This is a genomic window from Streptomyces atratus (assembly GCF_900119365.1).
In the GTDB taxonomy this organism is placed as follows: Bacteria; Actinomycetota; Actinomycetes; order Streptomycetales; family Streptomycetaceae; genus Streptomyces; species Streptomyces atratus_B.
Genome location: NZ_FPJO01000017.1, coordinates 36430 through 60983 on the forward strand (window position 1 = coordinate 36430; position 24554 = coordinate 60983).

The window sequence follows — 24554 nt, forward strand, 5'->3', positions numbered from 1 at the left end:
GCACGCACAGAGGGGGCTCGCATCACGCGGGCCCCCTCTCGCCGTACCGGAGGATGCTCAGTCGAGACAGAACTCGTTGCCCTCGACGTCCTGCATATTGATGCACGACTCGTTGTCCTCATCGGCATACAGCACCTTCGTGCACACCGCGCCGAGCGCCACCAGCCGATCGCGTTCGGCCTCAAGCACGGCCAGCCGCTCCGCACCCACGAGCCCGGTGCCGGCCCGCACGTCGAGGTGCACCCGGTTCTTGGCGACCTTGCCCTCGGGAACGCGCTGGAAGTACATGCGCGGGCCCTCACCCGTGGGATCGGAGCACGCGAACCACGCACCCCGCTCCTCGGGCGGCAGCGAGTCGTTGTAGGCGTCCCAGGAGTCGAACCCCTCCGGTGCCGGCGGTGCGACGTACCCCAACACCTCGCACCAGAATCGAGCGACACGCTCGGGGTCCGCGCAGTCGAAGGTGACCTGGATCTTCTTGACCGATGCCATCAGGCCACCCTAACAGCGCACCTCGGCAGCTCAATTCCCGGCGAGAATGCGTACGTTGACCAGCGGATTTCCTTTGCGAAGAGTCGGCGTGGGCGCTCAGGTGGGTGTCCTGGACCGCCTTGTGTCCCGAGGCCAGCTGACGCCGCCACGACCGGATGTGCGACTCGAAGCCCTGGAGCCGGGCGTACAACTCGTCAAGGACATCCGGCCGGCCGACCCCTTCGGCCCAGGCCCGCAGGTCGTCACCGGTGGCGGTCTGTCGGCCGTTCTCCAGCTTGTAGATCTTGGAGTGCGGCCAACCGAGCCGCCGAGCGAGTTCCGTTCCGGTGAGCCGTCCTCCCGGGGCTGACAGTCGGAGTTCCCTCAAGCACAGCCCGAGAGCCTTTCTGGCCTGCTGAAAGTCCGTGCCCACTGGTTCCGCCGGCTAGTGCTGTCGGGCAAGGCCGACGCCGAGCTGCGCCGCGAACTCTGCGTAGGGCAAGGCCCCGTGCATCGCAGCATCGCGGATCTGGCAGTACCGCAAGACTTCGGCAGGCTCCGTGATGACCTCCACATCATGGAAGACGTCCGCGTCATCGAAGCGCAGCACGGCCACCAATCGACTGTCGAAGATCCAGAAGTCTTCAGCGGGCAGCCGGAGTCCCTCCGCATCCTCGCGCCACAGGTTCCGCACGTCCTCGCCCGTGGCCGCGTTGCACGTCGAGTACCCGAGCAGAAACAGCTGCCCATCGGTCGGCGGGCTGTCGACGACACGCACCCGCCCCACATACTTTCCGTCAGCCGTCTGTCGGCGGATGTTCACGCACCACTCGCTGTCGAGGTCGCACGACACCGTGCCAGTCGCAAGGAACTCCGCATACCCGGGATCCTCCCTGTCCGATGCGTAGCCCCGCCGGGTCTCCAGATGCCAGGCCGAGTGCTCGAAGGTCTCGAAGAGGCGCCCGAACTCCTCCAGGCCGATCAGCACAGGCACGTGGGCTGCCTCCTTGGGACCGTGATGGACGAGAAGTTCACGCGGCACCACGACCGCGGCGTCTCCGGGCCCGAGGTGCTGGAGCTGGGCGACGTCCTCGGGGTCGGTGAGCGGCGTTCCTTGGACGACGATCTCACCGGAGTCGAGATCTTCGTGCACAGCGGGGCAGCCACCGTTCTTGCTGTCGGTGCCGTTGAAGCGGAGTCGTCGTGCCATGGTCGCCTCCCGATGGTGTGTGGCCCTGTTGCCACCAGCATCACCAACTCGTCCGCACCCGCGCCACAAGCATGCCGCCTTGCGCGGGACCACACGAGAACATTGACCTGGCACAGCAGAACATTCGAGAACATTGCATCGAGTCCGGTAACTCCCCCTCCCTGCCGTCCTGTTCATGGTCACACCGCGCCGCGTGAACGGCAGCGCACCGATGTCCGCGGAATACGCCGTCGCTCTGCGGCCCGGTTACGAGGACCTGCATCTGGAGTGCCGTCAGGGTGGTCACGTCCTGTGGTCGTGGTGATCCGCCACGAGGCGACCGTGCTGGAGGTACCACCTCAGGTTGCCGCCGCATAACACCGGACGGTCACCTTCTGCTCCGGGCTCCACTGCTGCTCGACTGTGGCCAGCAGCTGCCAGCCGAGCCGCTCGTACAGAACAACCGCCGCGGTGTCCGAAGCCAGCACGTCGAGCACCGGATGCAAGCCACGATCCTGCGCTTCTGCGACAGCCTGCCCCATCAGCAGCGCACCGATCCCGTGGCCGCGGGCCCACGGGGCGACGAACAGTCGGTTGACCACGGCGGTGGCGTCGATACTCAGCCCTGCGCGAGCGCTCCACAGCCCGGGAGCCGCGTCTCCCACGCCGCTCCGGGACAAGCCGATATGACCGGCCACGCGGCCGTCCAGTTCCGCCACCCATGAGGCGATGAGCGATGGCGGTGTGAGCCATGCGCCTGGGGAGTCGGGCCAGTTCACCGGATAGCCATCGTGCTCATGGACCTCTGCCAGCACCCGCGCACAGTCACCGAGATCGCGATCGGTCCGCCGTCGGACACTCGGGGGTACATCCGCGCCGGACACGCTCTCGCTCTTCACTGCGGCATGGAAACACAGCCCGAAGGCCAGTGAACAGCGGCCTTCGCAACAGGCGCCGGCCGGCCGGGCCGGGTCAGTCCGACGACCGGACCAGCCCGGCCCGGAAGGCGTCCCAGGCGGTGGGGCCGAGGACGATGACGGGGCCGTCGGGACGCTTGGAGTCGCGGACGGCGACGGTGCGGGGGATGTTGCGGGCCACTTCGACACACTCCTGGCCCGCGTTGCCGCCGCTGTAGCTGGACTTGACGAACTTGTACCCGGGCACGCGGTTTACAGCTCCTTGAGGATGGCGTTGATGAGTCTGACCGAGGTGTGTTGCGCAAGCCCCAGACGCGAGATGCGGTCGAAAAGGCTGCCGTGGCGCTCGGCATCAGTATCGCTCTCCAGCCAGAGAGTGGTCGAGGTCGTATCCATGTGAACCACGTCGAGCGCTCCCGGTTCAGCGAAGGACACGATGGTGAAGGCACTTGTCATGCCGGGGTGAGCACCCGCGATGTACGGCATCACCTGAAGCTTCACGTTCGGCTGCCGCGCCACGTCCAGCAGCCTGCCGAGCTGTTCCTTCATCACCTCGCGTCCGCCCACCAGCTGACGCAGGGCGCCTTCGTGCACCACCACCCGCAGCTCAAGCGGGCGGTCGCCACTCAACCGCGCCTGCCGCGCCATCCTGGACTCGACGAAGGGTTCGATCTCGTCGGGGTCCTCCCAGGACCCGTTTCCCACAGCGAGCGCTCTGGCGTAGTCCGGGGTCTGCAACAGTCCGGGCACGATGGCGACTTGCCAGGTACGAAGACTGGTGGCGATGTCCTCCAGCGCCACGTACTCGGCCATGGACTGAAGTCCCGGGTACTGATTCCACCAACCGCTTGCCTTGCGACGTTCGCGGTCGGTCTTGGCGAGTGCCAGCAACCTGTCGATGAAATCGGCGCCGACCTCGCCGTACAGGTGGCACAAGGCCCTGATGTCGGGGTCCCGTATCGGTACGAGGCCCCGCTCGATCTTCGCGACCTTGGCGACCGACGCCGTCAGCGCTTCCGCAGCGTGCGCTTGCCGCAGGGAGCGCGCCTCACGCATTCGCAGCAACTCGCCGCCGAGACGGCGCCCGAGCACAGTCGAGACCGTCCGCCCCCGATCAGGGCTGTTACCTGCCACGTCGCATCCCTCCGCCGAGTCGCCCAAGTCTGGGGCGCATTCTCCTCGAACACCAACTAGGGCAGAGAAATTTCTGCCCGAACTTATTGCTGCACACGCAATCACACCGCTACTGTCGGTGTTCCACCGCTCGCACAGCGGAGCCGGAACCGGCGGAAGTGCACCGCCCTGCCCTGCACCGGGACCGAACCAGGACCCGGCGCCCCGCAAGCGCGGCATCGCCACCGCCCGCACTCACGGAGGCACGCGCCCATGACCGCAGCCGAACAGATCTCCGTCCCCGAACCTGTCCTCCGCGAGGACCGGCTCGACTACACCCCCACCGCGCGCAGCGTCTCCCTCTCCCGACGCCGCACCGCGCGGCTCGTCGCCGAGTGGGGGCATCCGGGCCTGTCCGGTGACGCGGCCTTGCTGGTCAGCGAGTTGGCGACCAACGCACTGCTGCACGGCGCCATCGAGGGCCGCCTCTTCCGCGTCCACCTCACGCTCACCGCGACCACGTTCCGAATCGCGGTGAGCGACGCGCGCGGCGAGCGGCTGCCCGGACTGCGTGAGGCCGGGGACGACGAGTGCTACGGGCGGGGGCTCCTGATCGTCGCGCGGCTCGCGGACCGCTGGGGCGTCGAGCCGCGCACCGTCGGCAAGACCGTGTTCGCCGAACTCGCCCTGCGGCAGAGGCCGGACATGCCGATGGGCTCGCGCGAACTTCGCGCGAGCCCATCTCGTAGCTGAGCGGACCTACCGCAACGGGCACTCCAGTCCCGGCATGGCCCGATTCGAAGAACAGCACACCAGGGCCAGAGACAGGAACGCAGGCCGCTCCAGATAGAACCCGTGCGACACATCCCCACCCCAACCGATCCGGTCAGAGGCGGAATTAACCAGCATCGCCATTCGCGCACCCTCACGGTCCGACTCGGAGACGAACCGGGGCGCATGCTCAGTAAGCCGTTCCCCGAACCATTCCGCTGCTTCCTTCGGCCGCCTCCAGGTTCCGCGCACCAACTTCCTGGGCTTGATGAGCCAGTACGCCGTTTCGAGCGGCGGGAGGTCCACGACGGGAAACTCCGTCTTCACTTCCTTGTACCGCTGAACCAGCTCCGGCTTACCGTCAGCCGAGGGGGGATCAGGATGGGGAGGCCGCCTCAGAGCCTCATCGTCGAAGCGCTGCTTGGCGCCAGTCCACAGGTAACCGTGATAATGCAACTACTCCTCCTTTCCCGAGCAGTTGAAGGCGCCCCCGCCCCCCCCCTGGCGAGCAGAGATCGCCAGCCAGCGGGGGCGGCCGCTCAGGCCGAGATGGTGAAGCGGCCCGGGTCGACGCCGGCCGCGTTCAGTTCGGCAGTGGTGAACCTCAGCGGCTCCGCACCGGGCCGCTTGCTGTCGCCCAGTGCCCACGCGTCGGGGCCGATTTTCGCCAGCGTGGCGCAGGACTCTCCGTCCGGATGCGTGTTGCCCCCGCACGCCTTGAGGAACGTGGCTCCCTCGACGGGCAGGCTGTACAGGTCTGTTTCGGACATGGGTGTGCCTTTCTACGCGATCAGCGACGGGTAGATATGCCGACACCTTCTGCCTGTAATTCTTCGGCTCGGTCGGCATGGATACATCCTCGGACTGCCGATGATGTATCTCCAGCTTTATTCGCGTTACCGAATAAAGATCACTGGCGGAATGACCAGGCCCACTTACTCAATAGCGCCCGCGCGTCGTCCCCGAAGAGGGCATGTGCCTCGTAACTGGTAAACCGGTCGAGGAGCGAACGAACGTCCTTGGGATTCCGGAAGACGGCTGCACCAAGGTCTGTCTCAATGGTTGCCAAGCGGTCGTCGTAAATAGTGAACGTACTCAGCGGAGCGTTGCTGAACTTTACCCGCATGGGCAGTACACCAACCCGGATATTTGCCTGCATGGCGAGCGAGGCCAGCCGGTCGATCTGCATGGCCATCGCGTCCAGTGGCAGCAGTGGATATCTGACGGCTTGCTCGGTGAGTAGAAACGTGAAGCGCTTGGCCCGGTCGAACAGCACAGACTGCCGGTCCAGCTTCATGCCGATCGCCTTGGCCTGTTGCGTCGGCGGAGCGTGGGCGATGCTCTCCCTGATGTACTCCGGCGTGGCCAGCAGGCCCGTGTTCATGGACAGCAGGAAGTGCCGGAACTCATTGGTCACAGCCTCCAACCCGGCCAGCTCAAGTTGCTTCTTGTCCAGTCCTCCGTCGTCGCGGCTGAAGTATCTTGTTCCCTTCGATCCTGCTGATTTTGGACTGAGAAATATTGCAACGCACAGCAAGCCGGACTCCCGAAAGTCCGGCTTGCTTGCGCAGATGCTTGAGCATGGCCGCCAGTTCCAGACCGGACTGGTCGAGCCGGTCAGGCTCGAAGGCCACCGTTCACGTACTCCTCGAAAGGGACCGACTCCGCTATCGCGACCCGCTGGTATTCGACGAACGAGGACACGTCACCCTCGAACACCTCACGGCTGATCTGGCTTCCGTCCGCCTCGTAGTTCATGAGGACGACTTCTGCCTGGTCGAACATCCAGAAGTCTCGAACCCCATCGAGGGGGTTGGCTCGGTTCGTCACGTCGAGAATCCGAATGTCATCCCCCGCCCGACTATGCGCCTCGTAGTAGCGAGCGAACTCGAATCGCAGGTAGTCGGAGAGCGGCTGCGTGACGATGTGCACCCGTCCGTTTCGCTTCCCCTCGGCGCGCTGGCGGGAGACTCGTTCCGTGTACGAGGAAGTCGAGTACGGGGTGATCGGCCGACCTTCACGGAACGCTGCGAACTCTTCTGCCTCGTGTGCTACGAGGTACTGCGGCAAGGTCTCAAGCCGCCATGCTTCCCGTTCGATCTCCGCGAACCGCCGACGCCACTCGTCACCATCCAAGAGCACGTACGGCCTCCTTCAGCACTTCTTCCGGAATCTCCACCAGTGCCTCTCCGGACGGCGGCGCGAACGCCTCGGAGACGTTTCCCTGAACGACCAGTGTGCCGCTCGATGTCCGATAGACGTTCGGACAGTCCTCGTCGCCGCAGGTGCCATTCCCGTTACCGGTGAGCCGGGTCAGTTCCTCGCGTGCCATAGCTGTCGAGCCCCCTTGCCCTGGCCCCCTGCGGGCCGGTCACCATGACGCTACGGCGGGGCAGAAGGGACGTCTACGTACAGACGCACCTTATGCGCGTACTCGCATAAAGATCATGGTGGATGGCCGCGTGCATCTGCGAAGGACATCCGCGATCGGTTGCCCCGATTCCAGCACGCCGACGGGCCCGCGCCTCGGTGTGCGCGGGCCCGTCTCGTACCCCTACGCCCAGGTGATCAGCCGCTTCGGCTGCTCCAGGATCGCGGCGACGTCCGCCAGGACCTTGGAGCCGAGCTCGCCGTCGACCAGGCGGTGGTCGAACGACAGGGCCAGCGTGGTGACCTGACGGGGCTTCACCTTGCCCTTGTGGACCCACGGCTGGAGCTTGATCGCACCGACCGCGAGGATCGCGGACTCGCCCGGGTTCAGGATCGGCGTGCCCGTGTCGACGCCGAAGACACCGACGTTGGTGATGGTCACCGTGCCGCCCGCCATCGCGGCCGGGGAGGTCTTGCCGTCCCGGGCCGTGGAAACCAACTCGCCCAGTGCGGCGGCGAGCTGGGGCAGGGTCTTGTCGTGCGCGTCCTTGATGTTCGGCACGATCAGACCGCGCGGGGTCGCGGCGGCGATGCCCAGGTTCACGTAGTGCTTCTGCACGATCTCCTGGTTGGCCTCGTCCCAGGCGGCGTTGACCTCCGGGTTCCGCTTGATCGCGACCAGGAGGGCCTTGGCGATGATCAGGAGCGGGTTGACCCGCACCCCCGCCATGTCCTTGTCCTCCTTGAGCTCCGCCACCAGCTTCATCGTGCGCGTCACGTCGACGGTGACGAACTCGGTGACGTGCGGGGCCGTGAAGGCGCTGCCGACCATGGCCTGCGCGATGGCCTTGCGTACGCCCTTGACCGGGATACGGGTCTCGCGGGCGCCCACCGTGGTGACCACGACCGGAGCCGGGGCCTCCGGAGCGGGGACGGCCTCCGCGGCGACGGGCGCCGGGGCCTGTGCCGGTACGGGCGCGGCAGCCGCGCGCACGTCCTCGCGGGTGATGATCCCGCCCTCGCCGGTCGGGACGACCGTCGCCAGGTCGATGCCCAGGTCCTTGGCCAGCTTGCGGACCGGCGGCTTGGCCAGCGGACGGCTCTCCGGGACCACGGCGCCGTGGCCGTTCATCTCGCCCTGGATCGCCGCCGCGGCGGCCGGGACGGAAGCGGCCGCACCCTTGCGGGCCCGCCGCTTGGTCGAGCTCTCGGAGACGCCGTACCCGACCAGGACCGGCTGACGGCCCTTGGGAGCCTCCGGCTCCGACGGTTCCGGTTCCGCGACCGGCGCGGCGACCGGCGCCGGGGCCGCGTCACCGCTGCCCGGTGCCACGTCCACCGCGATGATCACCTGGCCGACGTCGACGGTCGTGCCCTCGGGGAAGCGCAGCTCGTGCACCACCCCGTCGAACGGGATCGGCAGCTCCACGGCCGCCTTCGCCGTCTCGACCTCGCAGACGACCTGGCCGTCGGTGACGGTGTCGCCGGGCCGGACGTACCACTTGAGGATCTCGGCCTCGGTGAGTCCCTCGCCCACGTCGGGCATCTTGAACTCACGGAAGCGAGCAGCGTTGGAAGTGTCGGTCATCGTTGTCACGTCCCAGTCCTCAGTACGCCAGCGAGCGGTCGACGGCGTCGAGCACACGGTCGAGACCCGGCAGGTACTCGTCCTCAAGCCGCGCCGGCGGGTACGGGGCGTGGTAGCCGCCGACCCTCAGCACCGGTGCTTCCAGGTGGTAGAAGCAGCGCTCGGTGATCCGGGCGGCGATCTCGGCCCCGGAGCCGTAGAACACCGGCGCCTCGTGGACCACGACGAGCCGGCCGGTCTTCTCGACCGAGGTCTGGATGGCGTCGAAGTCGATCGGGGACATCGAGCGCAGGTCCAGGACCTCGATCGACTTGCCCTCCTCCTCGGCGGCCGCGGCCGCCTCCAGGCAGACCTTCACCATCGGGCCGTACGCGACGAGCGTGAGGTCGGTGCCGGTGCGGGCCACCGATGCCTTGTGCAGCGGGCCCGGGATGGAGTCGGTCTCGACCTCGCCCTTGTCCCAGTAGCGGCGCTTCGGCTCGAAGAAGATGACCGGGTCGTCGCTCTGGACGGCCTGCTGCATCATCCAGTAGGCGTCGCTCGCGTTCGACGGCGAGACCACCTTCAACCCCGCGACGTGCGCGAACAGCGCCTCGGGCGACTCGCTGTGGTGCTCGACCGCGCCGATGCCGCCGCCGTACGGGATCCGGATGACGACCGGCAGCTTGATCTTGCCGAGCGCGCGGGCGTGCATCTTGGCGAGTTGCGTGACGATCTGGTCGTACGCGGGGAAGACGAAACCGTCGAACTGGATCTCCACGACCGGCCGGTAGCCGCGCAGGGCCAGGCCGATCGCCGTACCGACGATGCCGGACTCGGCGAGCGGGGTGTCGATCACCCGGTCCTCGCCGAAGTCCTTCTGGAGCCCGTCGGTGATCCGGAAGACCCCGCCGAGCTTGCCGACGTCCTCACCCATGATGAGGACCTTGGGGTCGGTGTCGAGGGCCTTGCGCAGCGACTCGTTGAGAGCCTTCGCAATGGACATCTTTTCCATGGCCATGGCTACTTGCTCTCCTCGGCGGTGTCTGCGAACGATGCCTGGTAGGCGGCGAACTGGGCGCGCTCCTCGTCGACGAGCGGGTTCCCGTCGGCGTAGACGTGGTCGAAGATCGCCATCGGGTCCGGGTCGGGCATCGCCCGTACCGCTTCACGCACCCGCTTGCCGAGGGCCTCGCTCTCCTCGTCCAGCGCGGTGAAGAACGCCTCGTCGGCGGCGCCCTCCTTCTCCAGGTACGCGCGCAGCCGCAGGATCGGGTCCTTGGCCTCCCACGAGGCCCGCTCCTCGTCCGCCCGGTACTTCGTCGGGTCGTCGGAGGTGGTGTGCGCGCCCATCCGGTAGGTGAACGCCTCGACGAGGGTGGGACCCTCGCCCCGGCGGGCCCGCTCCAGCGCCGACCTGGTGACGGCCAGGCAGGCGAGTACGTCGTTGCCGTCGACCCGGACACCGGGGAAGCCGAAGCCCTGCGCGCGCTGGTAGAGCGGGACGCGGGTCTGCTTCTCGGTCGGCTCGGAGATCGCCCACTGGTTGTTCTGGCAGAAGAAGACGACCGGGGCGTTGTAGACCGCGGAGAAGGTGAAGGCCTCGGCGACGTCCCCCTGGCTGGAGGCGCCGTCACCGAAGTACGCGATCACGGCCGAGTCCGCGCCGTCCTTGGCGACGCCCATGGCGTAGCCGGTGGCGTGCAGGGTCTGCGAGCCGATGACGATCGTGTACAGGTGGAAGTTGTTGCTGTTCGGGTCCCAGCCGCCGTGGTTCACGCCGCGGAACATCCCGAGCAGATTGGTCGGGTCGACCCCACGGCACCAGGCGACGCCGTGCTCGCGGTACGTCGGGAAGACGTAGTCGTCGTCGCGCAGCGCCCGGCCGGAGCCGATCTGGGCGGCCTCCTGGCCGAGCAGCGACGCCCACAGGCCCAGCTCGCCCTGGCGCTGGAGGGCGGTGGCCTCGGCGTCGAAGCGGCGGGTCAGGACCATGTCCCGGTACAGACCGCGCAGCTCGTCCGCGGTCAGGTCGATCGAATAGTCCGGATGCTCCACGCGCTCGCCCTCGGGCGTCAGCAGCTGTACGAGCTCGGGCTCGGAACTCTGTGGCGTCTTCGCGGACGTCTTCGCGGTCGTCTTCGCGGTCGTCTTCGCGGTCGTTTTCACGGCGCTGGTCCGCTTGCTGCTGCGTCGCGGTTTGCGCGCGGCAGTGCTCTCCACGGTCACGTGCGTGCTCCTCCGTCGGTCCGGCCCCCGGGGTCTGCCGGGAAGCCAGTGCGGCTCGCCTGTGTCCGTACCCGTGCACGGGGTGGGTGCCGCTCGGTCCGGGAACAGGCGTGACAGGTGCCCCGGCGAGCGCCCTGCCAAAAGCACGTTACCCAGTACGCCGCATAACTGCGAAACCCTATCTGACCTGCGATTTTGCTTGGATTTCCAAGTAAATCGAAAAAGTCGGGAACTCTCGCTGGTCACAGCACTGGTAACAGCCTCGCAGGCCGCCGGAACAACGGCACGTTATCCCGCCGTTCGGCGGCAGGGAAGAGGCGAGTGTGTGAGACTGCGTTTTGTGCGCGAACAAGGAAAAATCACCGTTTTCCTGTTGGACGACCACGAAGTCGTCCGACGCGGAGTCCATGAATTGCTCTCGTCCGAGGACGACATCGAGGTCGTCGGCGAGGCCGGCACCGCGGCCGACGCCCTGGTCCGCATCCCCGCGACCCGGCCCGATGTGGCGGTGCTCGACGTACGGCTGCCGGACGGGAGCGGGGTGGAGGTCTGCCGGGAGGTCCGCTCAAGGGACGAGAACGTCAAATGCCTGATGCTCACCTCGTACGCCGACGACGAGGCGCTCTTCGACGCGATCATGGCCGGCGCGTCGGGTTATGTGCTGAAGGCGATCCGGGGCAACGAACTGCTGAACGCGGTACGCGACGTGGCGGCCGGGAAGTCGCTGCTGGACCCGGTGGCGACCGCCCGGGTGCTGGAGCGGCTGCGCAACGGCAAGAAGGGCCGGGGCGAGGACAAGCTCGCCGGTCTCACCGACCAGGAGCGCAAGATCCTCGACCTGATCGGCGAGGGGCTGACGAACCGGGTGATCGGCGAGCGGCTGCACCTCGCCGAGAAGACGATCAAGAACTACGTCTCCAGTCTGCTCTCCAAGCTGGGCATGGAGCGGCGTTCGCAGGCTGCCGCGTACGTGGCCAGGCTGCAGGCGGAGAAGCGCTGAGCGCCGCACCCGGGCGACCGGGACGGCGCGGGAGCGGGCCGGAAGGGGCAGCGCGCCCCGGCGTTCTTCGGGACTTTGGTCCCGGAGCAACCGGGGCTGCGGCCTCTTTCTGTGACCTCGCCGGTGACGGAGAGTGGAGGTCATGTCCTCCGAGGAACTCCAGGCGATCGAACTGCTCGGCCGCGTCCGGTACGGCCGGCTGGCGACGAGCATGCGGGCCCTCCCGTTTCTGTCGGTGGCCCGCCACGTCGTGATCGACGGTCGCGTGGTCCTGCGGATGCACAGCGGTTTCGGGTACCACAACGCGTGCGACGGCACAGTCGTGGCGTACGGCGCGGACAACTTCAGCACCGCCGGTCCGGGCGGCGCCGGTCCGGGGGGCGACGGCGATCTGTGGGCCGTGCAGTTCACCGGCACCGCCGAGATCGTGCACCCGGCGCCCGGCCAGCGCGAACTCTTCGGCGTCGGTCCCGCCCGGGTGAACGGCGAGCCCTTCGACCCGGCGTACCTCGGGCTCGAACCGCACTTCGTCTCCGTGCACACTCTGGGCTTCGACGCAAGTCAGCCGATCAGCAACACAGCGTGATCTAACATCTGGTGAGTGCCGCGCTCATTTGTCACCCTTCCGCCCGTTCCATCGGCCGGTGAGGTGCTGTTCCCGCCCGTGCCCGCTCCGCCCGTGTCCCCGGTGGACAAGGTGCTCCTCCCGTCCGTGCCACGGCAGCCGCCGGTGCCTCCGGTGAACGAGGTGCTGCGCCACTATCCGGACACCGGTGAACCCCTGAGCTGCAAGCCCATCACCCAGGGCCTGCTCAACCACGGCTACCGCGTCTCCACCACCCGCGGCTCCTACTTCCTCAAGCACCATCTCGACGACTCCACCGGCGACCGCGCCACGATCGTCCGCCAGCACCGCGCCACCCAGCGGCTCCAGTCGCTGGGCGTGCCCGTCGCCCCGCCCGTGCAGGACACCGAGGGCGACACGGTCACCGAGATCGGCGGCCGGTGCTACGCCCTGCACCCGTGGGTGGACGGGCTGCACCGGGCGGGCGCCCAGCTCAGCACCGCCCAGTCGGAGCGGCTCGGGGCGCTGCTCGGGGCGGTGCACACCGGGCTCGAACAGGTCATGGGGTCGGGCACCGGGCTCGCGCACCGGTCCTGCGGCTACCGGAGCGCCGACCCGGGCGACACCTTCGCACTCATCGACGACCTGCTGACGGCCGCGCGCGGGCGCCACCGGCGGGACTGCTTCGACGAGTTGGCCGAGCACCGCCTGCTGGAGCGGCGCACCCTGCTGGAACGTCACGCCGACCGCAGGCCCCCGACGCCCGGCGCCCCGGCCACCGGCTGGGTGCACGGCGACTTCCACCCGCTGAACGTCCTGTACCGGGGCGCGGACCCGGTCGCGATCCTCGACTGGGACCGGCTGGGGGTCCAACCGAGGGCGGAGGAGGCGGTACGGGCCGCGGCGATCTTCTTCGTACTGCCGGTCGGGGAGCTGGAGCTGAAGAAGGTACGGGCGTACGCGCGGGCCTACCGGCGGGCGGCCGGGGCGGGGGCGACGGAACTGGCCGCCGCGGTGCACCGGGTGTGGTGGGAACGGCTCAACGACTTCTGGATACTGCGCTGGCGGTACTGCCTGGACGACCGAAGGGCCGACCCGCAGTTCCCTGCGGTGTCGGCCCTGGCGGTCTGGTGGACGCGCGAGTACGAGACGGTGCGCGAGGCGTTCACGGGGTGATTCCGCCCGTGAACGTCCGGGTCAGCACGGGCTAGGGGGTGGTACCCGTACTGGCCCCGGTCGCCGCGGACGTACCGGTGGTGGCACCACCGTCGGCCGCACCCGAACCGCCATCGGCCCCACCCGTACCACCGTCGGCCCCACCCGTACCGCCATCGGCCCCACCCGTACCACCGTCGGCCCCACCCGTACCACCGTCGGCCCCACCCGTACCGCCATCGGCCGCACCCGTGCCGCCGTCGGCCGTACCGGTGGTCGGCCCGGACGGTTCGGTCGACGGGGGTACGGACGGCTGGCTCGGGGCCGTCGACGGGGGGTAGGTCCGCGGCGGCGGGGGGTCCTGCTGGTTGCCGGTGGAGTTCTCCGGCACCTGGGTCTGCTCGCTCTCCTCATCGCGCGGCCCGGACGAACTCTTCTTCGGGGACGGCGAACTGGAGACCTTGTCGGGCTTCTTCTCGTGCTTCGAGCCGGTGCCCTGCGCGGCGTTGACCGCGATGGCGACGCCCGCCCCGATGGCGATCAGCGCGAGCACGACGAACAGCCACAGCTTGCCTCGGCCGCCACCGCCCTGGTGCCCGCCCTCGTAGCCGCCGTCGTCGGGGTTCATCGGCGGCAGGATCGGGCCCTGCGAGGTGTCCCCGTGCGGCGGGTGCCCCATCGCCATCGTGGCCCCGGCGACGCCCATGGCCGGGGTGTGCCCGCCCTCGTGCATCGCGACCGGGCCGGTGTTCCACGTACCGGTGTGGCCGCCCTGCACCTGAAGCATCTGGAGGCTGTACTGGACCAGGCCGCGCATCTCCTCGGCGCTCTGGAACCGGTCGTCCGGGTCCTTCGCGAGGGAGCGCATGACCAGCCCGTCCAGCTCCGGCGGCACCGCGTCCAGGACCCCGGACGGCGGGACCGGAATGTCCTGCACGTGCTGGTACACGACGGACAGCGGCGTCTCGCCTGTGAACGGGGGCCGCAGCGCCAGGAGTTCGTACAGCAGGCAGCCGGTGGCGTAGAGGTCGGAGCGATGATCGACGGCCTTGCCCAGCGCCTGCTCGGGGGAGAGGTACTGCGGCGTGCCCATGACCATGCCGGTCTGGGTCATCGTCGACTGCGCGCCGTGCAGCGCACGCGCGATGCCGAAGTCCATCACCTTGACCGCACCGGAGTTGGTGATGATCACGTTGGCCGGCTTGATGTCGCGGTGCACGATGCCGTGCTGGTGCGAGTACGCCAGCGCTTCGAGCACGCCGGAGACGATGATCAGGGCCTGCTCGGGCGGCGGGGGCTCGGCGCTGATCAGCAGATCGCGGATGGTGCGGCCCTCGACCAGCTCCATCACGATGTAGGGGACAGTCGCCCCGCCCACGATGTCCTCGCCGGAGTCGTACACGGCGACGATCGCGTGATGGTTGAGCCCGGCGACCGACTGCGCCTCGCGCGTGAACCGGGCCTTGGAGACGGGGTCCTCGGCGAGATCGGAGCGCAGGAGCTTCACCGCGACGGTACGCCCGAGTCTGACGTCCTCGGCCGCGAAAACCTCCGCCATACCGCCCCGGCCGAGGCGATGGGTCATCCGGTAACGTCCGTCACCGACAACACCACCGATGCCCCAGGAGTCGGTGCCATCCGAAACTCCGCCGCCGTTTGCTTCGGAATCGGGTGCCATCAGTCCTCGCCGTCGTATCTGTCCGCGCGTCCGCGGGTTCTCACGGTGTCTAGCTGCATTGCCACGTCACGCTACAGCCTCTTCCGGACACACCGTTCCCGGGAGGGACCGGTTACCCAACTGCCCGGCGTGCCGTCCACGCAAATTTGATGCGGGTCCTGTAACGCTTCCGAGACGCTTCTTGTGCGTAGGGTCACGGAACGGGCACCTGGCTTGACGTGTCGTACCCCTCGGGCAGACTTGGCGCGTAATAGGGATGATCGCGTGAGTCGCGCGCCGAGGGGGAAGCAAGTCATGAGCCAGGACGGCGCACACGGCGCTCAGGGTCGCTACGCGGGCGGTTCGGTCGCCGGCGGGCGCTACCAGCTTCGCGACCTGCTCGGCGAGGGCGGGATGGCGTCCGTATACCTCGCGTACGACACCGCCCTGGACCGCCAGGTCGCAATCAAGACATTGCATACAGAGCTGGGGCGCGAGCAGTCCTTCCGTGAGCGGTTCCGGCGCGAGGCGCAGGCCGTCGCCAAACTGCAGCACACCAACATCGTCTCGGTCTTCGACACCGGCGAGGACGAACTCGGCGGCGCGCTGATGCCGTACATCGTCATGGAGTACGTGGAGGGGCAGCCGCTCGGCTCCGTGCTCCAGGCGGACATCCAGAACCACGGCGCGATGCCGGCCGACCGGGCACTGAAGGTGACGGCCGACGTGCTGGCGGCGCTGGACACCAGCCACGAGATGGGCCTGGTCCACCGCGACATCAAGCCCGGCAACGTGATGGTGACCAAGCGCGGTGTCGTGAAGGTCATGGACTTCGGCATCGCCCGCGCCATGCAGTCGGGCGTCACGTCGATGACGCAGACCGGCATGGTCGTCGGCACCCCGCAGTACCTCTCCCCCGAGCAGGCCCTGGGCCGCAGCGTGGACGCCCGCTCCGACCTGTACTCGGTCGGCATCATGCTCTTCCAGCTGCTGACCGGGCGGATCCCCTTCGACGCGGACTCCCCGCTGGCCATCGCGTACGCGCACGTCCAGGAGGAGCCGGTCGTGCCCTCCACCATCAACCGGTCGATCACCCCGGCGATGGACGCGCTGGTCGCCCGCGCGCTGAAGAAGAACCCGAATGAACGTTTCCCCAGCGCGACGGCGATGCAGGACGAGATCGCCCGCGTGCTGGCCGCGAGCGGCACCGCGGGCGCGCCGGTGATCGTCGCGGGCGGAGGCAACCCGGCGAACAGCGGCTCGGGCGTCGGCGCGACGGTCTTCCCGCCGGTCGACCAGTCCGGCGCCACGCCCCAGAGCGTCCAGACGCCGTACCAGCCGGGTCCGTACCAGTCGGGCGCATACGGCCCGTCGACCCCGGCCCCCACACCGGCACCGTCGTACGGCTACCCGCAGGCGGCCCAGCCGTACCGGAGCCAGCCCCCGGTGCAGCAGACCCCGCCGCCCTACACGATCTCGCCGCAGACGCAGACCCAGTCGCACTCCGGCTCGGGCGGCGGCTCCAAGCGGAACATGCCGGTGATCGTGGGCTCGATCGTGGTCGCGTTGATCGCGATCGGCGGTCTGATCACGGTGCTCTCGCTGAAGGGCAACGACAAGGGCGGCACGACCGCGAACGAGTCACCGGCCGCGAGCGAGCACAAGGATCCGGAGCGGAACCGGACGATGGACACGGAGGACTGCACGGACGCGCTGGAGAACAGCGACGACCCGGAGAAGGTGGACGCACCGAAGTTCTTGTACAAGGACTACCTCTCCGCGAAGGCGTGCGCGGACGCGGCCGGCTGGACCGTCAAGAAGGTCATGGTTCCGGGGAACACATACGCGGAGGATCAGGTCATCGACCAGTTCCCGTCGTCCGGCACCGCCATGGACAAGACCGGCGCCCACTTCGAACTGCGCGTCGCCACGGGCGACCCGGCCTGAGCCGCGTAGGTTACGGAACGTTGCACTCCGTCACCTAAGGCAATTAGGATCATCGTTCGGCATCAATCGAATGGGGGATCCATGCGACTTCGCAGCAAGTCCATGCTGTTCGTGGCGGCATCCGTAGCGTTTCTCAGCGCCACGACCACCACCTCGGCTTCAGCAGCAACCGGGGCGGTCCTGTCGGCAGAGACCACGGGCGCCTACGGCGACGCGTACGTCACGTTCGCAAGCCGGACGTACGCGAGCAAGATCGAGTTCCGATCCGTCGACACCCTGGCCGATGGCCATCACGCGCGTCTCCGACTGATCACCAAACGGAGTAATGGCGTACAGGCCGCCTGGCCGTGGCGAATCAACTACGGCGGCAAGGGAGCCCAGCCAGAATGGACGACGTCCCTGACCGACGCAGAGGGAATCGCTCAGGTACGACTCCAGGTGTGCAGGGGCGAGGGTGACACCCTGCTCAACTGTGTGTACAGCGACTGGAAATCCAACGCTTTCGCATAGACAAACCCATACGTGACGCCCGGCACGCAGGTGAATGCCGGGTGTCACACATCGCCCAAAATGCCCGCAATGTCCACGCATGTAACGCTGCACTCATGTCTGCTGCGCTCTTCTACACACGGCATTCGCGGCGTGTCGCCTACATGGCGGCGTCAGGTGTGGCGCTGGCGCTGATACAGGGCCACGCTCATGCCAGTCACCAGCTGCCCAACGGCACCTTGGGGGCAATACGGGGACCAGTCACCGCTCCGGCAGCCAGTCCGACGCCTCCAAAGCCTCACCAGACTTCGGAAAGTTCCGTTCCCCCTTCTCCCCAGCACACCCCACCCAACTCCCCGTCGATCGACCCATCGGTCACCCCTTCGGCCGCCCCCGCACCCTCCGGATCGCCGTTGCCGTCCCCCCCGGCTTCCGGCTCCCCCTCCTCCGCCGCTCCCGAAGGCCCCGACTCCGCCGAGGAGACGCCGCGTTCCGAGGCGCAGCCCCCGCTGGCCGGACGGGAGGCCGGGGAAGGTCGACTGCGGCCCGGGCGGCAGCTCTCGCCGCAGGATCTCGCGCACGCGGACAGTACGTTCCAGCAGTCCACCCCACCCTCCGCCGCGACCGATCCGGAGCCGGTGTCTTCCGTGCCCCCCGCGGCGAGCACCTCCCCCGGAGCCGGCCCGCTCGCGCCGCAGGCTCTGGACACCCCGACCGTACAGCGGGTGAAACGGGTGTCGCTGGGCGCGGGAATCGCGCTGATAGGGCTGGGGCTGGGCTTCCTGGCGTTCCGCATGCGCCGCGCGGACTGAGTCGCCCCCATACCTTCCGCACCCCTCCATGAACCGGGCTCCCACCAGCGCCCATGCGCCCGGCGGAGACTTGCATCAAGGAACATACTCGGTATACATACTGAGTATGTCGATCCGTCATGGGCTGCTGGCCCTCCTGGAACGGGGGCCCCGATACGGCTCCCAGCTCCGTACCGAGTTCGAATCGCGCACCGGCTCCACCTGGCCGCTCAACGTCGGCCAGGTGTACACGACGCTCAGCCGGCTGGAGCGCGACGGCCTGGTCGTGCAGGACGACGAGGACGACCAGGGGCACGCTCTCTACGCGATCACCGACGACGGACGCACCGAGCTGCGGAACTGGTTCGAGACGCCCGTCGACCGCAGCAACCCGCCCCGCGACGAACTGGCCATCAAGCTCGCCATGGCGGTCGGCGCACCCGGGGTCGACATCCGTGCCGTCATCCAGTCCCAGCGCCGCCACACCCTCAAGGCGATGCAGGACTACACCCGCCTCAAAGCGCAGTCGCTCAGCGACGTCCCGGCCAACCGCGGCGAGGTCGCCTGGCTGCTCGTACTGGAGCAGCTGATCTTCCAGGCGGAGGCCGAGGCACGCTGGCTGGACCACTGCGAGACCCGGCTGGTCCGCCTCGCCGAGGCCGCCGCCACGGAGCCGGAACCCGAGGTCCGTACGACCGGCCGCGTCGCGTCCCGTATCGCCCGCCCACGCAGCCGGCGCTGAACGCGAAACCTCAGGGCCGCGCGGCCCCGGACCGCAGGACCGCGTGGCCACAGACCGCAGGACCGCGTGGCCACAGACCGCAAGGCCGCAGGCCCGTAACTCCACACCCGTCCCGAGGGGGGAACCACTCACCATGTCCTCGCACGTCCCGTCCCGATCCGCGACACCGGCCGGTGCGCCGGTGCTCGAACTCCGGGCGCTCACCCGCACCCACGGCTCCGGCATCGCCGAAGTGCACGCCCTGCGCGGCATCGACCTCTCCGTGCACGCCGGTGAACTCGTCGCCGTGATGGGCCCGTCCGGCTCCGGCAAGTCCACCCTGCTGACCATCGCGGGCGGACTCGACACCGCGACCAGCGGCCAGGTCGTCATCGAGGGCCAGGACATAGCCGGGCTCGGCCGCAAGGGCGTCGCCGCCCTGCGCCGCCGCAGCGTCGGCTATGTCTTCCAGGACTACAACCTGATACCCGCCCTCACCGCCGCCGAGAACATCGCCCTGCCGCGCGAACTCGACGGCGTCTCCGTCCGCAAGGCCCGCAAGGAGGCCCGGGCGGCGCTGGAGGAGATGAAGCTCCTGGAGATCGCCGACCGGTTCCCGGACGAGATGTCCGGCGGCCAGCAGCAGCGTGTCGCCATCGCCCGTGCGCTGGTGGGGGACCGGCGCCTGGTGCTCGCCGACGAACCGACCGGAGCGCTCGACTCCGAGACCGGCGAGCAGGTCCTCGCGCTGCTGCGCAGCCGCTGCGACCGGGGCGCCGCCGGTGTGATGGTGACGCACGAGCCGCGGTACGCGGCCTGGGCGGACCGGGTCGTGTTCCTCCGGGACGGTTCGGTCGTCGACCAGACGCTCACCGGCCACGCCGACGCGGAATCGCTGCTCGCCCCCGAGGCCGCCAAGTGAGCCTCTTCACCGGCTGGCGCGCCGCCCTCCGGATAGCCCGGCGCGACGCGATGCGGTCCAAGGGCCGCAGCGCACTGGTGGTCGCGATGATCGCCGTACCCGTCCTCGGCGTCACCGCCCTCGACGTGACGTACCGCAGCGTGACACCGACGACGGCCGAAGAGCTGACGGCCTCGATGGGCTCCGCCGACGCGCTCTTCAGCGACGAGCAGATCGGCCCCATCCAGCAGCTGCCCGACGCGGAGAGTTACGACCGGGTCGACGAGAACGCGCCGGTGGACGAGGACGGCCCGTCGATCGACATCACCACCACGTTCCCCAAGGGCTCACGGGCGATCAGCATCCAGTCCGTCCCGGCCGGCATCACCACCGGTTACGGCATCGCCACCACCGAGATCTACGAGTTCCGGACCTCGGACGAGCTGGCCCGCGGCAAGATCGACCTCGTACGCGGTGCGTTCCCGCACGGCAAGGACGAGGTGGTGGCCACCGAGCCGTTCCTGAAGTCGACCGGCCTGCACGTCGGTTCGACCACCGCCGTGCGCAACTTCGGCAAGAAGTACACGATCACCGGCGTGGTCGAGCAGCCGGACCAGCTGAGCGCCGAGGCGCTGTACGCCGATCCGGGAGCGGTCATCGCCCCGTGGCAGGCCAGGGCCGACCACGACAAGAAGGTGCTGCCGCCGAACGTCGGCTCCAAGACGTGGCTGGTCAAGGGCCCCGAAGGGGTGGGGGTGACCTGGCCGGACGTCATGGCGGCCAATGAGTCGGGCGTCCTCGTCAAGTCCCGTCAGGTCGTCCTCGACCCGCCACCGGACTTCGATGTCCCGCTGGCCAGGAAGGGTGTCGAGGCGTACCCGGACACCTCCGGGGAGGTGAGCGCGGCACTGGTCACCGTGGTCGCCATGGCGGTCCTGGAGATCGTGCTGCTCGCCGGACCGGCCTTCGCCGTCGGTGCGCGCCGCTCCCGCCGCCAGCTCGGCCTCCTAGGCACCTGCGGCGGGGACCGGCGTCATGTCCGGGCCGTGGTGCTCGGCGGCGGTCTGGTGCTCGGCGGTGTCGGGGCCGCGGCCGGTGTGGCGGTCGGGCTGGCCGCCACCGCGGTGTTCCGCCCCATGATCGAGGAGTGGTCCGGGAACCGCTTCGTCTCGCTTGCTCTCAATCCCATGGAACTGCTGGTCATCGCGGCCATCGGCCTGATCACGGGGCTGCTGGCGGCGTTCGCCCCGGCGATCGTGGCGAGCCGGCAGTCCGTGCTGGAGTCGCTCACCGGACGCCGCGGCGTCCGCCGCTCCTCCCGGGTGCTGCCCGTTCTGGGCGCCTGCGTACTGGCCATCGGATGCGCCGTCGCCGTCTACGGCGGCACCGCCGGGGACTCGACGCTGGTCGCCGCCGGCTCGGTGACCGCCGAGCTCGGGCTGCTCGCCTGCATCCCGGTGATCGTCGGCTTCCTCGGGCGGCTCGGCAGCAGGCTGCCGCTCTCGCCCCGGCTGGCGCTGCGCGACGCGGCCCGCAACCGCGGTCGTACCGCCCCCGCGGTCGCGGCCGTGATGGCGGCCGTCGCCGGTTCGGTCGCCATCGCCACGTACATGTCCAGCTCCATGGCCGAGGCGGAGTACAACTACGTCCCGTCGCTGAACGAGGGGACCGTCGTCATCTCCGCCTTCGACGACAAAACTGCCGCCCGGCTCCCGCAGGCACGGGCCGCCGTCGAACGGAACATGGCCGTCACCGGTGGGCACGCCGACTTCCGGCACGTGTGGGCGGGCAGCGACTGCAACGTCTACGGCGACGCCGAGAACGCCTGCGGCTCGGTCGAGCTGGTGAAGCCCGCCGGAAAGGCAGCCTCCTGCCCGCTCACCGGCAAGGGCGCCAAGGAACTCGCCGCGCGGCTCACCGCCGACGAGCACAAGAAGCTGATGCGTTCCCCCGCCTGCCTCGTCGGCATCATGACGTCGGGCGTCTTCAACGCCGGTGAGCACGGCATCGTCGTGGCGGACGAGGCCATGCTCAGCACCTATGTGAAGCTCGACGACCCCGCCGCCGCCAAGGCGCTGGCCGCGGGCACACCGGTACTGCTCAACCCGGTGTTCGCGAAGAACGGCGAAGTCACCATCAAGGCCGTCCACCACTACAGCGACAAGGACAAGCAGGGCCGGAAGCTGCACCCGGGCAAGGCCCGCACCACCACGGACAGGCTGAAGGTGTACGTGGCACCCGAGAAGTACGCCGCCACCCCCGGGATCAGCATGATCCTGCCGCAGCGGACCGCGGAACGGCTCGGCCTGCACACCCGGGCGAGCGGAAGCGTGTACGCGGTCACCCACGCGCCCACGGACACCGAGCAGCAGCGGACCTACGGCGCGATCGAGCAGGCCGGCGGCGGCATCTGGACGCAGTCCGAGTCCGGCCCCGGCCGGACCGACAACTCCATGCTGCTGATCCTGACCCTGTTCGCCGGGATAGTGACGCTGGGCGCGGCCGCGATCACGACGGGTCTCGCCAAGGCGGACGCGGAGGCCGATCTCAACACGCTCAGCGCGGTCGGCGCGCCCCCGGGCGTGCGACGGAAACTGTCCGGCTTCCAGTGCGTGGTGGTGGCGCTCACGGGTGTGGTGCTCGGCACGCTGGCCGGACTGGTGCCTGCGGTGGCACTGCGGTTGGTCGATCTGCGCCAGGCGCTGCAGACAATGCGGATGGAGCCCACGGAGTCCGCGTACACACCGATCGTGCTGCCCTGGACCACCCTCGGCCTGCTCGTCGTGGGCGTGCCGCTGCTGGCCGGTCTGCTCGCCACGGCACTCACCCGCTCCCGCCTCGCACTGGCACGGAGGGCCGGGTGATGCCGGAGGCCACAGAGGTGGTGCGGCCGGTGGGCTGACCGGCTGACTTGGTGCCCCCGTGGACGGTGGATCAACCGTTTGCGGGGGCACCACGGTGTTGTACGGCAGGTGTGCGAGACAATGGCGCCATGGAGATGCCGAGGAATGAACGGTCGCAGGAGCACCCCCAAGTCCTCGTGGTGGGGCAGGACGGCATGGCGGTCGGCGGCGGTGGCACTGACGACGAATCGCGTGAGGTACCGGTGACGGAGATGGTCGAGCAGCCCGCGAAGGTCATGCGCATCGGCAGCATGATCAAGCAGCTCCTGGAGGAGGTCAGGGCGGCTCCTCTCGACGAGGCGAGCCGGGTCAGGCTCAAGGAGATCCACGCCAGCTCCGTGAAGGAGCTGGAGGACGGCCTCGCGCCGGAGCTGGTGGAGGAGCTGGAGCGGCTCTCCCTGCCGTTCACCGACGAGTCGGTGCCCTCCGAGGCGGAACTCAGGATCGCCCAGGCCCAGTTGGTGGGCTGGCTGGAGGGCCTGTTCCACGGCATCCAGACGGCGCTGTTCGCCCAGCAGATGGCGGCCCGGGCCCAGTTGGAACAGATGCGCCGCGCCCTTCCGCCGGGCAGTGGCCACGAGGAAGAGGACGGCAGCGGGGACCCGCACGGGGCCCTCAGGTCGGGCCCGTACCTGTAGCCCTCGGCCGGGGCCCTGCACCTCCGATATCCCTGATCCCTGATACGTACGCCCCCGACAGTGGGCGACACCGAGGCCCGGCGCACATGGTCCACGACCTGCGCGCCGGGCCTTCCGTGTGGTGGAGCTCCGTGCGGTGAGGCGGGGGCAGGGGCCGGGCCTGCGTCAGGCCGCCGGGGCCCGCAGCAGCACCTTTCCGATGTGCGCACTGGACTCCAGCACCCGGTGGGCCTCGGCGGCGTCCGGCATGGGCACCGTGCGGTCCACGACGGGCCGTACGACGCCGTCCGCGACCAGCGGCCAGACATGCTCGCGCACGGCGGCGACGATGGCGGTCTTCTCGGCGAGCGGGCGGCCGCGCAGCGAGGTCGCGGTGACGGCGGCCCGCTTGTTCAGCAGGGCGCCCAGATTCAGCTCGCCCTTGACGCCGCCCTGAAGGCCGATGACGGCCAGCCTGCCGTTGACGGCGAGCGCCTGCACATTCCGGTCCAGGTACTTCGCGCCGACGATGTCGAGGATGACATCCGCGCCGGCCCCGTCGGTCGCCTTGCGCAGCTCCTCGACGAAGTCCTGCTTCCGGTAGTCGATCAGGATGTCGGCCCCGAGCTCAGCGCAGCGCGCCAGCTTCTCCGGTCCCCCGGCGGTGACCGCGACCCGCGCACCCACGGCCTTGGCGAGCTGGATCGCCATCGTGCCGATACCGCTGGACCCGCCGTGCACCAACAGCGTCTCGCCGGGGCGCAGATGGGCCACCATGAAGACGTTGGACCAGACTGTGGCCGTCACCTCGGGGAGCGCCGCGGCCAGAGCCGTGTCGACGCCGTCCGGTACGGGCAGCAGCTGCCCGGCGGGCACGGCGACCTTCTCCGCGTATCCACCGCCCGCGAGCAGCGCACACACCTCGTCGCCGACCGTCCAGCCGGTGACGCCGGGCCCGATCGCCGAGATGCGGCCCGAACACTCCAGGCCGGGGTACGGGGACGCGCCGGGCGGCGGGTTGTAGAACCCCTGCCGCTGCAGCACATCGGCGCGATTGACCGCGCTGGACACGACATCTACGAGGACCTCGCCCTCGCCGGCCACCGGATCGGGCACCTCGGCCCAGACGAGCGCCTCGGGACCGCCGGGTTCAGGGATCGTGATCGCATACATGGCGGCGA

Annotated in this window: 25 protein-coding genes and 2 pseudogenes; 11 read left to right on the top strand and 16 right to left on the bottom strand. The window is 69.0% G+C overall.

The genetic code is table 11. From position 1 onward, the window contains the following. Positions 1 to 57: 57 nt before the first annotated feature. The 6 genes and pseudogenes from BT364_RS25125 to BT364_RS25150 all read right to left on the bottom strand — a co-directional run bounded on the left by BT364_RS25125 (position 58) and on the right by BT364_RS25150 (position 3711). Complete coding sequence (locus tag BT364_RS25125) at positions 58 to 492, bottom strand: VOC family protein (protein WP_072487513.1); 435 nt, start codon at positions 490 to 492, stop codon at positions 58 to 60. Between the two features lie 76 nt (positions 493 to 568). Then, positions 569 to 904 (bottom strand): annotated as a pseudogene (locus BT364_RS25130) (helix-turn-helix domain-containing protein); the annotation flags it as partial. Positions 905 to 916: 12 nt separating this feature from the next. Next, entirely contained in the window at positions 917 to 1681 is a 765-nt protein-coding gene (locus tag BT364_RS25135; protein WP_072487514.1) for a DUF6879 family protein, read from the bottom strand. 338 nt (positions 1682 to 2019) lie between these two features. Next, positions 2020 to 2559 carry a GNAT family N-acetyltransferase gene (locus BT364_RS25140; RefSeq protein WP_107408304.1) on the bottom strand — a complete coding sequence of 180 codons (540 nt, stop codon included), beginning with the start codon at positions 2557 to 2559 and terminating at the stop codon, positions 2020 to 2022. Positions 2560 to 2632: 73 nt separating this feature from the next. After that, entirely contained in the window at positions 2633 to 2824 is a 192-nt protein-coding gene (locus BT364_RS25145; protein ID WP_072487515.1) for a DUF397 domain-containing protein, read from the bottom strand. Positions 2825 to 2829: 5 nt separating this feature from the next. Then, positions 2830 to 3711, bottom strand: coding sequence for a helix-turn-helix domain-containing protein (locus BT364_RS25150; RefSeq protein ID WP_072487621.1), 882 nt, complete (start codon positions 3709 to 3711; stop codon positions 2830 to 2832). Between the two features lie 252 nt (positions 3712 to 3963). Between BT364_RS25150 and BT364_RS25155 the strand changes: the two genes are divergently transcribed. Continuing rightward, on the top strand, positions 3964 to 4443 hold the full coding sequence (locus BT364_RS25155) for an ATP-binding protein (RefSeq protein WP_072487516.1): 480 nt from the start codon (positions 3964 to 3966) through the stop codon (positions 4441 to 4443). 6 nt (positions 4444 to 4449) lie between these two features. On the opposite strand, the gene BT364_RS25160 is transcribed toward BT364_RS25155, so the two are convergent. The 8 genes and pseudogenes from BT364_RS25160 to pdhA all read right to left on the bottom strand — a co-directional run bounded on the left by BT364_RS25160 (position 4450) and on the right by pdhA (position 10627). Next, positions 4450 to 4917: a hypothetical protein gene (locus tag BT364_RS25160; protein ID WP_072487517.1), complete on the bottom strand. Its 468-nt coding sequence runs from the start codon at positions 4915 to 4917 to the stop codon at positions 4450 to 4452. An 83-nt stretch (positions 4918 to 5000) separates the two neighbouring features. Further along, positions 5001 to 5231, bottom strand: a complete 231-nt coding sequence (locus BT364_RS25165) for a DUF397 domain-containing protein (protein WP_072487518.1) — start codon at positions 5229 to 5231, stop codon at positions 5001 to 5003. 140 nt (positions 5232 to 5371) lie between these two features. Continuing rightward, positions 5372 to 6095, bottom strand: a pseudogene (locus BT364_RS25170) (helix-turn-helix domain-containing protein). Further along, a complete protein-coding gene (locus tag BT364_RS25175) occupies positions 6079 to 6603 on the bottom strand; it encodes a DUF6879 family protein (protein WP_072487519.1) in 525 nt (174 codons plus the stop codon). The pseudogene BT364_RS25170 and the gene BT364_RS25175 overlap by 17 nt, the downstream one beginning before the upstream one ends. Then, positions 6587 to 6793 carry a hypothetical protein gene (locus tag BT364_RS25180; protein WP_072487520.1) on the bottom strand — a complete coding sequence of 69 codons (207 nt, stop codon included), beginning with the start codon at positions 6791 to 6793 and terminating at the stop codon, positions 6587 to 6589. Before BT364_RS25180 ends, BT364_RS25175 begins: the two co-directional genes overlap by 17 nt. A 222-nt stretch (positions 6794 to 7015) precedes the next feature. Beyond that, positions 7016 to 8428 carry a dihydrolipoamide acetyltransferase family protein gene (locus BT364_RS25185; protein WP_072487521.1) on the bottom strand — a complete coding sequence of 471 codons (1413 nt, stop codon included), beginning with the start codon at positions 8426 to 8428 and terminating at the stop codon, positions 7016 to 7018. A gap of 10 nt (positions 8429 to 8438) precedes the next feature. Next, positions 8439 to 9419: an alpha-ketoacid dehydrogenase subunit beta gene (locus tag BT364_RS25190; protein ID WP_072487522.1), complete on the bottom strand. Its 981-nt coding sequence runs from the start codon at positions 9417 to 9419 to the stop codon at positions 8439 to 8441. Between the two features lie 2 nt (positions 9420 to 9421). Beyond that, a complete protein-coding gene (gene pdhA / locus BT364_RS25195; RefSeq protein WP_072487523.1) occupies positions 9422 to 10627 on the bottom strand; it encodes a pyruvate dehydrogenase (acetyl-transferring) E1 component subunit alpha in 1206 nt (401 codons plus the stop codon). A gap of 340 nt (positions 10628 to 10967) precedes the next feature. Between pdhA and BT364_RS25200 the strand changes: the two genes are divergently transcribed. From BT364_RS25200 to BT364_RS25210, 3 genes are all read left to right on the top strand, one after another. Then, positions 10968 to 11627, top strand: a complete 660-nt coding sequence (locus BT364_RS25200) for a response regulator (RefSeq protein WP_072487524.1) — start codon at positions 10968 to 10970, stop codon at positions 11625 to 11627. A 142-nt stretch (positions 11628 to 11769) separates the two neighbouring features. Then, positions 11770 to 12213 carry a pyridoxamine 5'-phosphate oxidase family protein gene (locus BT364_RS25205; protein WP_072487525.1) on the top strand — a complete coding sequence of 148 codons (444 nt, stop codon included), beginning with the start codon at positions 11770 to 11772 and terminating at the stop codon, positions 12211 to 12213. A 162-nt stretch (positions 12214 to 12375) separates the two neighbouring features. Further along, positions 12376 to 13368: a phosphotransferase gene (locus tag BT364_RS25210; RefSeq protein WP_072487622.1), complete on the top strand. Its 993-nt coding sequence runs from the start codon at positions 12376 to 12378 to the stop codon at positions 13366 to 13368. 31 nt (positions 13369 to 13399) lie between these two features. On the opposite strand, the gene BT364_RS25215 is transcribed toward BT364_RS25210, so the two are convergent. Then, positions 13400 to 15025 (bottom strand): protein kinase domain-containing protein, encoded by a 1626-nt coding sequence (locus BT364_RS25215; RefSeq protein WP_072487526.1) that lies wholly within the window; start codon positions 15023 to 15025, stop codon positions 13400 to 13402. Between the two features lie 294 nt (positions 15026 to 15319). On the opposite strand from BT364_RS25215, the gene BT364_RS25220 reads away from it, so the two are divergent. The 7 genes from BT364_RS25220 (at position 15320) to BT364_RS25250 (ending at position 23394) form a co-directional block, all read left to right on the top strand. Further along, the gene (locus BT364_RS25220; protein WP_072487527.1) at positions 15320 to 16951 is read left to right on the top strand and encodes a protein kinase domain-containing protein; all 1632 of its coding nucleotides are present in this window, start codon (positions 15320 to 15322) and stop codon (positions 16949 to 16951) included. 81 nt (positions 16952 to 17032) lie between these two features. After that, on the top strand, positions 17033 to 17461 hold the full coding sequence (locus BT364_RS25225; RefSeq protein ID WP_143166545.1) for a hypothetical protein: 429 nt from the start codon (positions 17033 to 17035) through the stop codon (positions 17459 to 17461). A 392-nt stretch (positions 17462 to 17853) separates the two neighbouring features. Then, positions 17854 to 18252 carry a hypothetical protein gene (locus BT364_RS39330; RefSeq protein WP_256260209.1) on the top strand — a complete coding sequence of 133 codons (399 nt, stop codon included), beginning with the start codon at positions 17854 to 17856 and terminating at the stop codon, positions 18250 to 18252. A 106-nt stretch (positions 18253 to 18358) separates the two neighbouring features. After that, positions 18359 to 18973, top strand: coding sequence for a PadR family transcriptional regulator (locus BT364_RS25235; RefSeq protein WP_072487529.1), 615 nt, complete (start codon positions 18359 to 18361; stop codon positions 18971 to 18973). A gap of 133 nt (positions 18974 to 19106) precedes the next feature. Continuing rightward, on the top strand, positions 19107 to 19874 hold the full coding sequence (locus tag BT364_RS25240) for an ABC transporter ATP-binding protein (RefSeq protein WP_072487530.1): 768 nt from the start codon (positions 19107 to 19109) through the stop codon (positions 19872 to 19874). Then, positions 19871 to 22717 (top strand): FtsX-like permease family protein, encoded by a 2847-nt coding sequence (locus BT364_RS25245; RefSeq protein ID WP_072487531.1) that lies wholly within the window; start codon positions 19871 to 19873, stop codon positions 22715 to 22717. Before BT364_RS25240 ends, BT364_RS25245 begins: the two co-directional genes overlap by 4 nt. Before the next feature lie 128 nt (positions 22718 to 22845). Next, entirely contained in the window at positions 22846 to 23394 is a 549-nt protein-coding gene (locus BT364_RS25250) for a bacterial proteasome activator family protein (protein WP_072487532.1), read from the top strand. Between the two features lie 165 nt (positions 23395 to 23559). On the opposite strand, the gene BT364_RS25255 is transcribed toward BT364_RS25250, so the two are convergent. Then, positions 23560 to 24546 (bottom strand): NAD(P)H-quinone oxidoreductase, encoded by a 987-nt coding sequence (locus BT364_RS25255; protein WP_072487533.1) that lies wholly within the window; start codon positions 24544 to 24546, stop codon positions 23560 to 23562. Between the last annotated feature and the right edge of the window lie 8 nt (positions 24547 to 24554).

What these genes read in the sequence shown, in the direction of transcription:
- BT364_RS25220 (WP_072487527.1), top strand. Translation starts at nt 15,320, where the DNA reads ATGAGCCAGGACGGCGCACACGGCGCTCAGGGTCGCTACGCGGGCGGT.
- BT364_RS25125 (WP_072487513.1), bottom strand. Translation starts at nt 492, where the DNA reads ATGGCATCGGTCAAGAAGATCCAGGTCACCTTCGACTGCGCGGACCCC.
- BT364_RS25250 (WP_072487532.1), top strand. Translation starts at nt 22,846, where the DNA reads ATGGAGATGCCGAGGAATGAACGGTCGCAGGAGCACCCCCAAGTCCTC.
- BT364_RS25180 (WP_072487520.1), bottom strand. Translation starts at nt 6,793, where the DNA reads ATGGCACGCGAGGAACTGACCCGGCTCACCGGTAACGGGAATGGCACC.
- BT364_RS25190 (WP_072487522.1), bottom strand. Translation starts at nt 9,419, where the DNA reads ATGGCCATGGAAAAGATGTCCATTGCGAAGGCTCTCAACGAGTCGCTG.
- BT364_RS25165 (WP_072487518.1), bottom strand. Translation starts at nt 5,231, where the DNA reads ATGTCCGAAACAGACCTGTACAGCCTGCCCGTCGAGGGAGCCACGTTC.
- BT364_RS25235 (WP_072487529.1), top strand. Translation starts at nt 18,359, where the DNA reads ATGTCGATCCGTCATGGGCTGCTGGCCCTCCTGGAACGGGGGCCCCGA.
- BT364_RS25225 (WP_143166545.1), top strand. Translation starts at nt 17,033, where the DNA reads ATGCGACTTCGCAGCAAGTCCATGCTGTTCGTGGCGGCATCCGTAGCG.
- BT364_RS25240 (WP_072487530.1), top strand. Translation starts at nt 19,107, where the DNA reads ATGTCCTCGCACGTCCCGTCCCGATCCGCGACACCGGCCGGTGCGCCG.
- BT364_RS25155 (WP_072487516.1), top strand. Translation starts at nt 3,964, where the DNA reads ATGACCGCAGCCGAACAGATCTCCGTCCCCGAACCTGTCCTCCGCGAG.
- BT364_RS25215 (WP_072487526.1), bottom strand. Translation starts at nt 15,025, where the DNA reads ATGGCACCCGATTCCGAAGCAAACGGCGGCGGAGTTTCGGATGGCACC.
- BT364_RS25135 (WP_072487514.1), bottom strand. Translation starts at nt 1,681, where the DNA reads ATGGCACGACGACTCCGCTTCAACGGCACCGACAGCAAGAACGGTGGC.
- BT364_RS25205 (WP_072487525.1), top strand. Translation starts at nt 11,770, where the DNA reads ATGTCCTCCGAGGAACTCCAGGCGATCGAACTGCTCGGCCGCGTCCGG.
- BT364_RS25255 (WP_072487533.1), bottom strand. Translation starts at nt 24,546, where the DNA reads ATGTATGCGATCACGATCCCTGAACCCGGCGGTCCCGAGGCGCTCGTC.